Genomic DNA, 14,121 nt, shown 5'->3' with positions numbered 1-14,121 from the left:
GTAGTAAATCTTTTCCTGAAAAGATTATAAATATCCCGTATTTTTGCAGAAAAATAAATCCTTTTGAAACCAAAACTTTTTGTAATCACCCCGCCATTTACCCAACTGAATACACCGTATCCGGCAACCGCATATATAAAAGGTTTTCTGAATACCAAAAATATCGAATCGGTTCAGGCTGATTTGGGTATTGACGTGATTTTGGAGTTGTTTTCGAAAAAAGGATTGGTTGATTTGTTTCAGGTTTGCTCCGCCAATTCGGCTTCCAGCCTCGGGTCAGGTTTCAGGTTTGAAGTTTCTAATGTAGAAATCTCAGACAACTCCAAACGTATTTTCGCATTACAGGACGAATACATTAAAACAATTGATTCTGTAATTCAGTTTTTGCAGGGGAAAAACCCAACTTTGGCCTTACAGATTTGTCAGGAAGATTTTCTGCCCGAAGCTTCTCGTTTTGCACAGCTGGAAGAACTCGACTGGGCTTTTGGGACTATGGGTACTCAGGACAAGGCAAAACATCTGGCGACTTTATATCTCGAAGATATTTCGGATTTCATTGTCGAATGTGTCGATGAAAATTTTGGTTTTAGCCGGTATGCAGAACGTTTGGGTCGAAGTGCCAATTCTTTTGATGAATTGTACGAAGCCTTACAACAGGAACCGACTTATATTGATTCGATTTTAATTTCACTTTTGAAAGAAAAAATAGAAGCTGTAAAACCAACGTTGTTTTTAATTTCAGTTCCCTTTCCGGGGAATTTATACAGTGCTTTTCGATGCGCGCAATGGGTAAAACAAAATCATCCCGAAATAAAAATTTCAATGGGAGGAGGTTTCCCTAATACCGAATTGCGTTCGCTTTCTGATAAACGTGTTTTTGAATTCTTTGATTTTATTACTTTGGATGATGGCGAAGTTCCGATAGAAGAACTTGTTGATAATTTGTCATCCCGAGCGGATTCGAGGGACGAGAAGCATTATAAACGAACTTTTCTTTTGGAAAATGGAGAAGTTGTCTATAAAAACAACTCTTTAAAACACGATTACAAACAATCACAAGTAGGAACTCCGGATTATTCAGATCTGCCTCTGGATAAATACATATCGGTTATCGAAATCGTAAATCCGATGCACCGAATGTGGAGTGACGGGCGTTGGAACAAACTCACTATGGCTCATGGCTGTTATTGGGGAAAATGTACGTTTTGCGATATTTCATTGGATTATATAAAAGTTTACGAACCTGTTGCGGCCAATTTACTTTGTGACCGGATAGAAGAATTAATTGAAAAAACGGGACAAAACGGATTTCACTTTGTAGACGAAGCTGCACCACCGGCATTGATGCGAGCGCTGGCACTTGAAATCTTAAGACGAAAATTAGCCGTAACCTGGTGGACAAATATTCGATTCGAAAAAAGCTTTTCAAAAGATTTGTGCTTATTGCTAAAAGCTTCCGGCTGTATTGCCGTTTCAGGAGGTTTGGAAGTAGCTTCTGACCGATTATTAAAATTGATCGACAAAGGTGTAACGGTAGAACAGGTTGCAAAAGTAACCCGAAATTTTACCGAAGCAGGAATCATGGTGCATGCCTATTTAATGTACGGATATCCAACACAAACGATTCAGGAAACCGTTGACAGTCTCGAAATGGTACGTCAATTGTTTGAAGCCGGAGTTTTGCAATCCGGATTTTGGCATCAGTTTGCGCTTACAGCTCATAGCCCGGTTGGATTGTATCCGGAACAATTTGGCGTGACAAAAAAAACAGAAACCATCGGAACTTTTGCCAATAACGATATTGATTATACTGATTCAACAGGAATCAATCATGATAAATTCAGTTTCGGGCTAAAGAAATCACTTTTTAATTTCATGCACGGGATCTGTTTTGATTACGAATTGCAGGATTGGTTCGATTTTAAAATTCCGAAGACAAAAATTCATTCTGATTTTATTTTTAATGCTTTAGAAGAACAAAACGATTTCAATACCAAACCAAATGCAAAAGTGGTCTGGTTAGGTGGAAAACCTTCGGCGGAAACCTTTACAAAATCAAAAAAAGGAAGCAGCTGGGAAATGATGGCACTGACTTTTCATGATAAAAAAGAAAGTTTCGCTATTCAAACGAGTAAAGACGAAGGCGATTGGCTGGTCGAAATCCTAAAGAAAATCACAGTTTCAAACAGTAAAAATTATACTTTTCAGGAAGTAAAAACTGATTTCGAAACCACATTAGAAGATTTTGAATTGTTTTGGTATTCAAAACCAGTCAATACGTTGCGGGAATTTGGTTTGCTGGTTTTGTAATTAATATTCCACACATTCACCATCATTAGGAATAGCAGTTTTGGATAAAAGATTATTTTCAGCCAGTGCTTTTTTTAATTCTTCTCTTGTTGTCGGACAATGATTTAAAGCTTCTAAATGATTGGCAAAAACTTTCCAGGGTGCCAGTGCAGCAAATTTCAGAATGTCATTCATTCTCATTAATAACGGCTGTCCAAAATCTAATCGTGCAGTACCACAGGCAACAATTGCGATGTCAGGTTTCAGTTCGGTCAGAACTTTCTCTGTATCTTTTGTGAAAATAGTATCAGAGCTGATGTAAATCGTTTTTTCATTCAGAAGTTCTATAAAAAATCCCATTACATTGCCCATCAATTTAGCTATAAAACCATATCCGTGAACGGCAGGAATTCCTGTTATTTTTCCGTCCAGAAAATTTTGTGGTTTCCAGTAATCAAGGGTCTGAATTACCGTTAAACTGCGTTGCGTTATCTCTTTTTCGTCTTTTATGCTGCAGATAACCGGAATTGATTTTCTTTTTAGAAAAACTTCACCCGCTTTATCAAGATGATCGGGGTGTAAATGTGTTATCAGGCAATGGGTAACTTTACTCAAAATTTCCCTGCTGTTTTTTGGAAGCGCCGTCAGCGGATTTCTTTTTGGCGGATAACGAAAAAGGGTAAAAGGAGCGATAGTTTTTCTTTTACCTAACATGGGATCAATTAAAAGGACATGCTTTTCTGTTTCAATGACTAAAGTCGCATTTCGCAAATGATGCAGTTTCATATCTAAAAGTTTAATATTAAAAATACGAAATTTTTTATAATCATAATCTGTAAATTACATCACAAACCTAAACCCAATTCCATGCAGGTTTTCAATAGAAATACCTTTTTCATTTGCTAAAATTTTACGAAGTCGCGAAATAAAAACATCAAGACTTCGACCCATAAAATAATCGTCGGTTCCCCAAAGTGCGGTTAAAATTTGCTCTCTTTTTAAAACTGAATTTTTGTTGTCCAGAAATAGTTTCAGTAATTCGGCTTCACGCTGTGTAAGACCAATTTTTTCATCTGTATTAAAAAGAATAAAATTTTTGGTATCAAATTGATATTTACCAATTTCGTAAATCGATTTTTCGACTTTGCTGTTTTTTTGTGAACGCTTTAGAAAAACTTCAATCTTTAGCATCAATTCTTCAATACTAAAAGGTTTTACCAGATAATCATCGGCACCGAGGCGTAATCCTTTGATTCGGTCTTCTTTTAAGGTTTTAGCCGAAAGAAAAATAATTGGGATATCAGTGTCTATTTTTCGAATTTCTTCTGCCAGTTCAAAACCATCCATTTTCGGCATCATAATATCAAAAATGCAAATATCAAAATGCTGATCTTTAAAGGAATTTAAACCTGATTTTCCATCGGCACAATGAATAACTTCATAGTTGTTCTGCTCCAGATTATCTTTTGTCAAAAATGCCAGAGTTTCATCATCTTCGGTATAAAGGATTTTGCTTTTTATCATTTTTTATAAGGAATAGATAATGTTATGGTAATGCCTTTTGTTAAGTTGTTTACAGCTGAAATTTTCCAGTTTTGTAAGTTGCAAATCTTTTTTACGTAGTAAAGTCCCAATCCAAAACCATTGACTTCATTGCTTTTTTCGTTCTGAATACGGTAAAATTTATCAAAAATGAAAGATAAGTTTTTTGAAGCAATTCCAATTCCGTTATCAATAAATTCTAATTTTAAAACAGCATTTTCGGTAGTTATTCTGATAGTGATTTCGGGTTTTGTATCGCAGTATTTTACAGCATTATCCAGTAAATTATAAATCAGGTTAGCAAAATGAAAAACATCTGTTTCAAGCAGGTAATCTTTTGAAAGAGAATCTATTTTGATGCTGGCTTCAGGATATTTCAATGCAATGTTTTCAATTGTTTCTTCAATAACGGGAATAATTAAAAATGATTCTTTTTTTAATTCTAAAGTGGTGTAATCAGATTTGGCAATATTTAGAATTTTCTCAATATGATGATTTAATTTTTGTCCCTGATTGATAATAATGTTGGTGTAGGTATGAAGTTTTTTATCCTCTTTGATAGGGTTTTGCTCCGCTAAATATTTTGAAGCAATTAAAATAGAAGACAAAGGCGTTTTAAATTCATGCGTCATATTATTGATGAAATCACGCTGTAACTCAGAATATTTTTTTTGCTGTAAAAGTGTCAAAATCGAATAGACATAAATCAGTAAAATAAAAATTAAAACGATAGACAGTACAAACCAAAAGCGCATAGAACTGAATAAATAAGTGGTTTCATGTGGAAAACGAACGGCAAAATAATAAATCAGATTTTTATGCTTCGGAAAATGTACAGATTGTTTTGCTTTTCCTTTATCCGATAAGGAAATATAATTTCCATACACCATTTCGTCGCTTTGACAATTGTACATAGCGTATTCAAAATCTGTCGTGATATTCATTTTTTTAAACTCAGTTTTCAGATAAAACTCCAGAATATCAGGTTCAAAATCGTTGTCAATATTTACGATGTAATAATCATTGGCAATTTTTTGTACCGGATTTTGTGCCGGCAATTCGTGATTGGTGCCTTCATACAATTTTTTTGCAACTTCAAGCAGGGCAATATGTGTTTTCTGGCTTAGCTTTTTTTGTTCTAATGTAAATGCTTCTTTTGTCCACAGCAACTGGGCGATTAATATACCAATTATGGCTATTAATCCTAAGATTATGATGCTGTTGAGTCTGTTTATTTTCAAGGAAATCAGCTTTTAGAAAGTGTAATATTAATCAAATTTTAAATTAAATAGCTCAGTTAACAGGTCATTAACAAACATTTGAAACCGGTTAACAGCAAATTGTTTTTTTGTAAAGTACTTTTGAAATACAAAATTAAACCATTCACCAATTTAAATAAACAGATTATGAAAATTATTAGAATTTTGATGATAATCTTAGCTTTAGGATTAATGTCATTCTCAGCAATTGTGCCTGTAAAAGCATTGATTTCAAAATCAGCAATAACAGCACCGGACGGAACTATTGTTTGGAAAACAGAAAGTGTTGATGTTGGTCAGATTCCTCAGGGAACACCAAAAGCTATTGTTTTTGAATTTAAAAATACCGGAAAAACGGCTGTAGTAATTACAAATGTACAAGGTTCATGCGGGTGTACTGCAACAGATTATACCAAAGAACCAATTCTTCCAGGGAAATCTGCAAAAGTTACGGCAACGTATAATGCAGCAAACAAAGGGGCTTTTACCAAAACAGTTACCGTTACAACGAGTGGAGAAACAACTCCTAAAATCCTTACTTTGAAAGGAACAGTTATCTAAAATAAAGTTGATTATATAAAGGGGGAAAACTCCGGACATATCATGTGTCCGGAGTTTTTTTTGCCAAAATATTATTTTTAGAATGAATTTGTTTTTACTAAAACTTTTCTATTTTTATTAAAAAAATCATTATGAAAATTTGGTACCGCTTTGCTGTTATTATGCTTCTTTCTATTGTGGTTTCATGTAACTCAAAAGGAGATAAAAAAGAAGAAATCCAAAAGGAAAAGAAGGTTGTAATACCGGAGCTTAAACTTTCAATAGACAGTCTGGCGATTGCCGGATTTTATGAGGCTTATCCAAAACTGAAAAGTTTTCAGGATGAGGTTTTTTCTTTATACAGCAAAAAGAAATCTACACAATTATGGCTTGATAATAAAGGAGTTGTGGAGTTCGGAAATACTTTGTATAATAAATATAAAGGATTAGAGAACGAAGGTTTGAAAGCCAATTTTCCGTACAAAGAAATCAATTCGATTTTTGAAAACAATTCGGTAAACAAACTTTCAAAAGTGAATACCGATTTAATGATTACCAATTTGTATTTCTATTATGCTGAAAAAGTTTACAGAGGTTTTGATGAAAAAACATCGATTTCATTAGAATGGCTGCTTCCGCGAAAAAAACTCAATTATCAGGTTTTGACCGATTCTATTTTTGAAAAAGCAACTATAAGTGATGATAAGAAGAGTAAAATGTTCAGCCAGTATTACAAACTTCGTGATGCACTTCATCAATATAGAGAGATTGAAAAAAAGGGTGGATGGAAAACAATTGAAGCAGGGGAAGATTATAAAGGCCTGAAATTAGGAGATTCTTCAGTAATAATTGCGCAAATCAGAGAAAGGCTTTTTGTAACCGATGATATTAAAGAAGATAATAAAAGTGCTGTTTGTGATACAGTTTTGATGAAGGCAGTCAAAAATTACGAATTGCGTCATGGTTATGCACCAAAGAATACTATTTTATCAGAACATATTAATGATTTGAATATTCCGGTTTCAGACCGAATCAAAACGATTATTGCGAATATGGAGCGTTGCCGCTGGATTGATCCTGAATTGGAAAAAGGCAAAAAATACATCGAAGTTAATATTCCGGAGTTTAAACTTTACGTAATTGAAGAGGGTAAAATTGCTTTTACATCACCGGTTGTTGTGGGTAAAGCCATGACCAAAACGGTTGTTTTTAGCGGCATGATGAATAATATTGTTTTTAGTCCGTATTGGAATGTTCCACCAAGTATTATCAAAAGTGAAATTAAGCCCGGAATGGCAAAAGACAAAAACTACCTGGCAAAGAAAAACCTGGAATGGAATAATGGAGCGGTCAGACAGCTTCCGGGAAAAAACAACTCTCTTGGACTGGTTAAGTTTTTGTTCCCAAATTCCAGTAATATCTATCTGCATGATACACCTGCAAAAAGTTTGTTCGAAAGAGAAAGCAGGGCTTTTAGCCACGGCTGTGTACGTGTAGCAAAACCACGTGAACTGGCGATCGAATTATTGAAAGTAGATCCGAAATGGACTCCGGAAAAAATTAACAAAGCCATGCATGCCGGAAAAGAAAGCTGGTACACCTTAAAGAAAAAAGTTCCGGTTTATATTGGTTATTTTACTGCCTGGGTAGACCGCGAAGGACAACTGAATTTCTATAAAGATATTTACCAGAGAGACGAAAGCCTGATAAAATTATTGACGGAAGAATAAACTTTTATAAATTACAATTTGTGGTGCTTTTGAGTAAATACCACAATTAATAAACTTATTCAATATTAAGCTTTTTTGGTTCTTCGCCTAAATTATAGGAATTGAATAAATGATTCTCATTAATTTATTTAGTTGTTTTGTCATTTCGACCGGAGGGAGAAATCACACAAGAAACTCCGTAAAGTATGTCTCCAATCTTTATCGATATACGAGTGTGATTTCTCCCTCCGGTCGAAATGACAAAAAGAGCAACCTCTTTATTACGGAATTCCACTAATTTAAGCGAAGAATCAGTTTTTTATTTAAGAGACAAAACATCAACACATTTATAAAATCGTTTGGTATAATGCTCCTCATCAAGTCCCGTGATCGTAACTTTTTGAGCTTTTCCGGAGGAGGCATGTATAAATTTAGACTGCATTCCGTTAGCTTTGCAGATGATGCCAACATGCCCTATAATATTTCTGTCTTTGTTACCATAAAACACCAAGACATCTCCCACTTTAAATTCCTCAGCTTTCAAAGCCTTACCTGAATTTTTATAACCACCTGAACTTCTTGGTAAGGTTAGACCAAAATTTTTGAAAACAAAATGCACAAACCCCGAACAGTCAAATCCTTTATTAGGATTGCTGCCCGCATACAAATACGGTGTGCCCAAATATTGTTTTGCGTACAAAATAATAGAATCCCGCTCAATTGTTGTGGTCTGAATTTTTTTTACCGAATCAGATTGTGTTTTGTTGTTGTTGTTAAAAGTGAAAGAAGAAAATAAAACAGTAAGCAGAAGAAGCAGGACAGGAACAGTATTTTTCATTTAGAGAGGCGCGTAAAAAATATTAGTTTATAAAAGTAAGGCGTTTGCTTAGAATATCAAAAAAGAGCAGAATTAGAGAAATGTCTTTTGGTGTTTTTTTATTGCTTTTTGACATTTTAGTATCTTTCTGTAAACTGTAATTCGGATATATTTGTGAAATATATTTATATTTTAACGAATAAATTATGTTTATCAAAAAAATACCACTTTTAATTTTGTTTTTATTGATTTCGGTTGTCTCGATTTCACAAGATAAGGCAGGAACTTTTGTATATGAGGGAAGGGTTGACGTGTTGCAGGACAATAAAGTTGTTTTAATTGGAACGGCTTCTTCGGTATCATTTAATTTTACAGGAAATGAATGTGCGGTTTCCTTGCAAAGTATTGATTCCTGGGAACATCAAAATTATATTGTTCTGGAACTTGACGGGAAATACCTTGGGAAATACACCGTTCAAAAAGGCGCTCCGCAATCTTTTCCGGTAAAGGTTACTTCGAATAAAAAAGTACATAATCTAAAGGTTTACAAAGCCACAGAAGCGACAATGGGTAACGTACTTTTTCTGGGAACTACCGCTAAATTGACTACGATTACAGCGAAAAAGAAAAAGAAAAAGAAAATCGAATTTATAGGCGATTCGATTACCTGTGGGGCAGCCAATGATCCATCTACAATTCCGTGTGATGAAGGCGAATATTTTGATCATCATAACGGTTATTTTGCTTACGGGCCAATTCTTTCCAGAACTATTGATGTGAATTATTTATTAAGTTCAGTTTCCGGAATCGGGATTTACCGTAACTGGAATGAAGAAGGTTCTGATGCACCAATTATGCCTGCTGTTTATGAAAATTTGTATTTGACAAAAGACACTTCAAAACCTAAATACGATTTTGCTTTTCAGCCTGAAATTATCAGCATTGCCTTAGGAACCAATGATTTTTCTAATGGTGACGGGACAAAAGAACGTTTGCCTTTTAGTCCAGAAAAATATGTTTCGAATTACATCAGTTTTATAAAGATGTTGTATAAACACAACCCAAAGGCACAATTGGTTTTGACAAACAGCCCAATGGTAAATGGAGAAAAAGCCCTAATTTTTGAAAATTGCCTGAAGAAAATAAAAGCCGAATTTGATGCAGATAAATCACACAAACCAATTTTGATTTTCAAATTTAAACCTATGGCACCAAGTGGCTGTTCCGGTCATCCAAATATTGAAGAGCATAAAATCATGGCTGCTGAATATGGACCATTTTTAAAAAAACTGCTAAATGAAAAATAATATATTTAAGTTTGTTTTCTTACTGATTTCCGGCATTATGATGGCAAACGTTTCCCTTCCGAATATTTTTGGCGATAATATGGTATTGCAGCGCAACTCCGAAGTAAAAATTTGGGGCTGGGGAAATCCAAAAGAGGAAATCAAACTCGTTTCCAGCTGGAACAATCAGGAATATAAAGTTACGACAAACAACCAGGCGCAATGGGAACTGAAAATCAAAACGCCTGAAGCTGGAGGACCTTATACGATTTCGATAAAAGGTTATAATGAAGTTGTATTGAAGAATATTTTAATTGGAGAAGTCTGGGTTTGTTCGGGTCAGTCGAATATGGAAATGTCTGTAAGCTGGGGAATCGATAATGGGGAGGAAGAAGCTAAAAATGCCGCTAATCCTAATATCCGTTTTTTTACTGTTCCAAAATTAACTGCGACTACACCCCAGAATAATTTATTGGGCAACTGGGTCGAATCGACTCCGGAAACCATGAAATACTTTAGTGCGGTTGGTTACTTTTTTGCCAAACGTTTAAGAGAAGATTTAAAAAATGTTCCTATTGGGTTAATTTCTTCCAACTGGGGCGGAACTCCCGCAGAAATCTGGATGCCCGAAGAAGTTGTTCAGAACGATGCTCTTTTATTAGAAAATGCAAAAAAACTAAACGAACAGGAATACGGACCAAGACAGCCGGGCCGTGCTTACAATGCCATGATTTACCCTTTTGTCGGGTTTAAAATTGCAGGGACGCTTTGGTATCAGGGAGAATCCAATGTGGGTTCAGAAGTTTACGATAAAACATTATCAGCCTTGATTACGTCATGGCGAAAAGGCTGGCAGGACGATTTTCCGTTTTATTATGTACAAATCGCTCCTTTTAAAACAGGCAGTAACAACTTCTCAAATGTTACCCTTCGTAACTCCCAGCGAAAACTTTTAAAGGAAATCAATAATACTGGAATGGTAGTTATCAGTGATGTTTCAGATACGATTGATATCCACCCGAAAGATAAAAAATCAGTTGGGATTCGTTTAGCAAATTTAGCATTGGTTAATACTTATAAAACCAATTCTAATCTGGCAAGCGGGCCGCTTTTTAAAGACATTAAAATGGATAAAAACAAAGCAATTGTTTCTTTTGATTATGCTGACGGATTGTATTTTAAAAACAAAGTGACCAAACAGTTTGAAGTGTCTGGTACTGATGGGAATTTTTATCCTGCAGAAGCTTCGATAAAAAATAATCAGGTAATTGTAACGAGTAAAAAAGTACCAAATCCTGCAAAAGTGAGATTTGCCTGGGGGAATACAATTCAGTCCGATTTGTTTAATAAGGCTAATTTACCGGCTTCCTGTTTTATTTCGGAGTGAGGGAGTAAAGAAGCAAGAATAAAGAGTAAAGATTTTAGAGATTAGATTTTTACATTTTTTTTGTCAGACTGAGCGAAGTCGAAGTCCCGCAAAGTGAAATACAAAGTTTATCAAAAAATCCGAAAGAATTCTCGTTTACCCGTTGCGTGAGGGATAGTAGAGGAAAGCCCACAGCCTGACGGAGGAAGGGCGAGGACTTGAAACGGATAGCCCGACCCGTAGGGACACGCCCAAAATATGAAACTAACTATCATGAAAAATAAAAAAACATTAATTATTGGGTTTTTTGCCCTGTTTACTGCTGGAAATATGAATGCACAGAAGAAACCGCATCTGGATAAAAATAAAACGATCGAACAACGAATTGACCTGCTTTTACCATTAATGACTTTGGAAGAAAAAGTGGGGCAAATGAACCAATATAACGGATTTTGGGATGTGACCGGCCCTGCTCCAAAAGGTGGTAATGCCGAATTGAAATACGAACATCTGCGAAAAGGATGGGTTGGGAGTATGCTTACAGTTCGGGGTGTGAAGGAGGTTCGTGCCGTACAGAAAATTGCTGTGGAAGAAACCCGATTGGGAATTCCGCTGATTATTGGTTTTGATGTCATTCACGGTTACAAAACGTTAAGCCCGATTCCGTTGGCTGAAGCGGCCAGCTGGGATTTGGAAGCAATTAAAAAATCGGCAGCCATTGCGGCAGATGAAGCTTCGGCATCGGGGATTAACTGGACGTTTGGCCCGAATGTAGATATTACAAATGATGCCCGTTGGGGACGTGTGATGGAAGGTGCAGGAGAAGACCCGTATTTAGGAAGCAAAATTGCGGTTGCCAGAGTAAAAGGATTTCAGGGAGAAACAACTGCTGATTTGGCTAAAATAAATACAATTGCAGCCTGTGCCAAACACTTTGCGGCGTATGGATATGTAGAATCGGGACGTGACTATAATTTGGTTGATATCAGCAATTCGAAATTGTTTAATACCGTTTTGCTTCCTTTTGAAGCGGCGACAAAAGCGGGTGTGAGAACGTTTATGAACTCGTTTAATCTGGTAAACGGAATTCCGGCAACAGGGAACGTTTTTCTGCAAAGAGATATTTTGAAAGGAAAATGGAAGTTTGATGGTTTTGTGGTTTCAGACTGGGCTTCAGTTCGTGAAATGATTCCGCATGGTTATGCCAAAGACGGAGCGGATGCTACATTGAAAGCAGTTACAGCGGGATCGGATATGGATATGGAATCACATTTGTATGTTAATGAACTGGCAAAATTAGTTAAGGACGGAAAAGTAAAAGAAGCTTTGGTTGACGATGCCGTGAGAAGGATTTTGCGCGTGAAATTTGAATTGGGATTATTTGACGATCCATACAAATATTGTGATGAAAAACGTGAAAAAGCAACTATCGGAAATAAAGTGAATAACGATGGTGTTTTGGATATGGCGAAAAAGTCAATTGTCTTACTGAAGAATGATAAAAATCTGCTTCCGCTAAAGAAGTCCGGACAAAAAATTGCTTTGATCGGCGCTTTGGCAAATGATAAAAACAGCCCGTTAGGAAGCTGGAGAATTGCTGCGGAAGATAATACTGCGGTTTCGGTTTTAGAAGGAATGCAGCAATACAAAGAGAATCAGCTGGTTTTTGAAAAAGGTGCCGATTTAATTGTTGGAAAAGCGACTTTCCTGGATGAGGTGGTTTTTAATACAACAGACAAAAGTGGATTTGAAGCAGCCAAAACTGCAGCTAAAAATGCTGATGTTGTGATCATGGTTTTAGGTGAACATGGTTTTCAGAGTGGTGAAGGACGCAGCAGAACAAACCTCGATTTGCCGGGGCTGCAGCAGGAATTACTGGAAGAAATTTACAAAGTGAATCCAAACATCGTTTTGGTTTTAAATAATGGACGTCCGTTGACTATTCCGTGGGCGGCAGAACATATTCCGACGATTGTTGAAGCGTGGCATTTAGGTACACAGACAGGAAATGCTGTAGCACAGGTTTTATACGGAGATTATAACCCGAGCGGGAAATTGCCAATTTCTTTCCCGAGAAACGTAGGGCAGGTTCCAATTTATTACAACAATTACAGTACAGGAAGACCTGTAAATGTAGATAAAAATGTGTTCTGGTCGCATTTTTCCGATGTAGAAAAAACGCCTCAGTTTCCTTTTGGTTTCGGATTGAGTTATACGAAATTCGATTATAAAAATCTGAAAGTAAATAAGACTGCTTTCGCAAAAGGAGAACCGGTTCAGGTGAGTGTTGAGGTTACCAATTCAGGTAATTATGACGGAAAGGAAGTCGTTCAGCTGTATATTCACGATGATTTTGCCAGCATTGCCAGACCGGTTGAGGAATTGAAAGGTTTTGAATTGGTAAGTTTGAAGAAAGGAGAAACTAAAACAGTAAACTTTACTTTGACAGATGCTGAACTTGGTTTTTATGATAATAACGGAAATTACTTGGTTGAACCTGGAACTTTTAAACTTAAGGTTGGAGGAAGTTCTGATTCAGGTTTAGAGAGTGGATTTGAGATAAAGGAATAGTTTTAAAATTAAGTAAAAAGAAGATTTTCTCTCGCAGATTTTGCAGATCAGGCAGATTTATTTATCTCCTAAATCTGCAAAATCTGCGAGAGTTTTTTGTATGAAAAACAAAAGATTAGTAGATTTCTAAAATCATTAAATCATTATTTGAAACGAATGATTCAATAATTTCTTTTTTGAAATCAAAAGTTCTGCAATTTGTTAGGTGTTTTGATTGAAAGTCTTTAAAATTATAACTTTTGGAGGAACTCCTTTTAAGAGTAATAGTTTTTCAAAATCATCGTCGTGAGTAAGTATGGTGTAATTGTTTTGTCTGGCGAATTCCCAAATTTCAATATCTTTTGCAGGTTGATTTACTTTAATGTTTTTAGAATGAAAAGAATTAGGAAATCATTTTCAATAAGTTTTATAATTCTCCATGAAATATTGGCATCCAAGAGTAATTTCATTATGCAGCAATTATTTTTGTAATGTTTTCTCTGTTAGTAGCAAAAGCTAAAGCTGCAAGGATATGTTCTTTTTTTAATTCGGGGAAATCTTCAATAATGTCGTCAAAAGACATTCCATTTGCCAGCCATGAAAGAATATCCGAAACACAAATTCTTGCTCCGGTAATAATTGGTTTACCAAATCGAATATCAGGATTTATCGAAATTAAATTTTGCCAGTTATTTTCCATGAATTTATTATTTTAACAAATTTACAAAAATTAAGGTCTATTTGGTTTTAAAATAATAGGTTT

General features: G+C 35.5%; 12 protein-coding genes. 6 read left to right on the top strand and 6 right to left on the bottom strand.

The window, feature by feature from the left end:
• Positions 1 to 63 precede the first annotated feature (63 nt).
• Complete coding sequence (locus tag FLV_RS15825) at positions 64 to 2,310, top strand: B12-binding domain-containing radical SAM protein (RefSeq protein ID WP_243235181.1); 2,247 nt, start codon at positions 64 to 66, stop codon at positions 2,308 to 2,310.
• On the opposite strand, the gene FLV_RS15820 is transcribed toward FLV_RS15825, so the two are convergent.
• Genes FLV_RS15820 through FLV_RS15810 form a run of 3 tightly spaced genes read right to left on the bottom strand, consistent with a single transcriptional unit; the run spans position 2,311 to position 5,072 of the window.
• The gene (locus FLV_RS15820; RefSeq protein WP_243235180.1) at positions 2,311 to 3,075 is read right to left on the bottom strand and encodes an MBL fold metallo-hydrolase; all 765 of its coding nucleotides are present in this window, start codon (positions 3,073 to 3,075) and stop codon (positions 2,311 to 2,313) included.
• A 54-nt stretch (positions 3,076 to 3,129) separates the two neighbouring features.
• The gene (locus tag FLV_RS15815; RefSeq protein ID WP_243235179.1) at positions 3,130 to 3,813 is read right to left on the bottom strand and encodes a response regulator transcription factor; all 684 of its coding nucleotides are present in this window, start codon (positions 3,811 to 3,813) and stop codon (positions 3,130 to 3,132) included.
• Positions 3,810 to 5,072 (bottom strand): sensor histidine kinase, encoded by a 1,263-nt coding sequence (locus FLV_RS15810; protein WP_243235178.1) that lies wholly within the window; start codon positions 5,070 to 5,072, stop codon positions 3,810 to 3,812. The genes FLV_RS15815 and FLV_RS15810 overlap by 4 nt, the downstream gene beginning before the upstream one ends.
• 165 nt (positions 5,073 to 5,237) lie before the next feature.
• Between FLV_RS15810 and FLV_RS15805 the strand changes: the two genes are divergently transcribed.
• Both FLV_RS15805 and FLV_RS15800 read left to right on the top strand, forming a co-directional pair.
• Positions 5,238 to 5,651 carry a DUF1573 domain-containing protein gene (locus FLV_RS15805; protein ID WP_243235177.1) on the top strand — a complete coding sequence of 138 codons (414 nt, stop codon included), beginning with the start codon at positions 5,238 to 5,240 and terminating at the stop codon, positions 5,649 to 5,651.
• Positions 5,652 to 5,782: 131 nt separating this feature from the next.
• Entirely contained in the window at positions 5,783 to 7,360 is a 1,578-nt protein-coding gene (locus tag FLV_RS15800; RefSeq protein ID WP_243235176.1) for a murein L,D-transpeptidase, read from the top strand.
• A gap of 298 nt (positions 7,361 to 7,658) precedes the next feature.
• Here the strand turns inward: FLV_RS15800 and FLV_RS15795 are convergent, their stop codons facing one another.
• A complete protein-coding gene (locus FLV_RS15795; RefSeq protein WP_243235175.1) occupies positions 7,659 to 8,177 on the bottom strand; it encodes a C40 family peptidase in 519 nt (172 codons plus the stop codon).
• A 185-nt stretch (positions 8,178 to 8,362) separates the two neighbouring features.
• Here FLV_RS15795 and FLV_RS15790 point away from each other — a divergent pair, with 185 nt between their 5' ends.
• From FLV_RS15790 to bglX, 3 genes are all read left to right on the top strand, one after another.
• The gene (locus FLV_RS15790; protein ID WP_243235174.1) at positions 8,363 to 9,463 is read left to right on the top strand and encodes an SGNH/GDSL hydrolase family protein; all 1,101 of its coding nucleotides are present in this window, start codon (positions 8,363 to 8,365) and stop codon (positions 9,461 to 9,463) included.
• Positions 9,453 to 10,829, top strand: coding sequence for a sialate O-acetylesterase (locus tag FLV_RS15785; protein ID WP_243235173.1), 1,377 nt, complete (start codon positions 9,453 to 9,455; stop codon positions 10,827 to 10,829). The genes FLV_RS15790 and FLV_RS15785 overlap by 11 nt, the downstream gene beginning before the upstream one ends.
• Before the next feature lie 252 nt (positions 10,830 to 11,081).
• Positions 11,082 to 13,379 (top strand): beta-glucosidase BglX, encoded by a 2,298-nt coding sequence (bglX, locus tag FLV_RS15780; RefSeq protein ID WP_243235172.1) that lies wholly within the window; start codon positions 11,082 to 11,084, stop codon positions 13,377 to 13,379.
• Positions 13,380 to 13,580: 201 nt separating this feature from the next.
• Here bglX and FLV_RS15775 read toward each other — a convergent pair whose 3' ends face one another.
• Positions 13,581 to 13,709 (bottom strand): DUF5615 family PIN-like protein, encoded by a 129-nt coding sequence (locus tag FLV_RS15775; RefSeq protein WP_243235304.1) that lies wholly within the window; start codon positions 13,707 to 13,709, stop codon positions 13,581 to 13,583.
• Between the two features lie 118 nt (positions 13,710 to 13,827).
• The gene (locus FLV_RS15770; RefSeq protein ID WP_243235171.1) at positions 13,828 to 14,058 is read right to left on the bottom strand and encodes a DUF433 domain-containing protein; all 231 of its coding nucleotides are present in this window, start codon (positions 14,056 to 14,058) and stop codon (positions 13,828 to 13,830) included.
• Positions 14,059 to 14,121 lie beyond the last annotated feature (63 nt).

Origin of the sequence: Flavobacterium pectinovorum (assembly GCF_022802975.1) — a bacterium.
Taxonomy (GTDB): domain Bacteria; phylum Bacteroidota; class Bacteroidia; order Flavobacteriales; family Flavobacteriaceae; genus Flavobacterium; species Flavobacterium pectinovorum_B.
The sequence above is the reverse complement of the archived record's forward strand: the minus strand, read 5'-3'. Positions and strand labels throughout refer to the sequence as shown.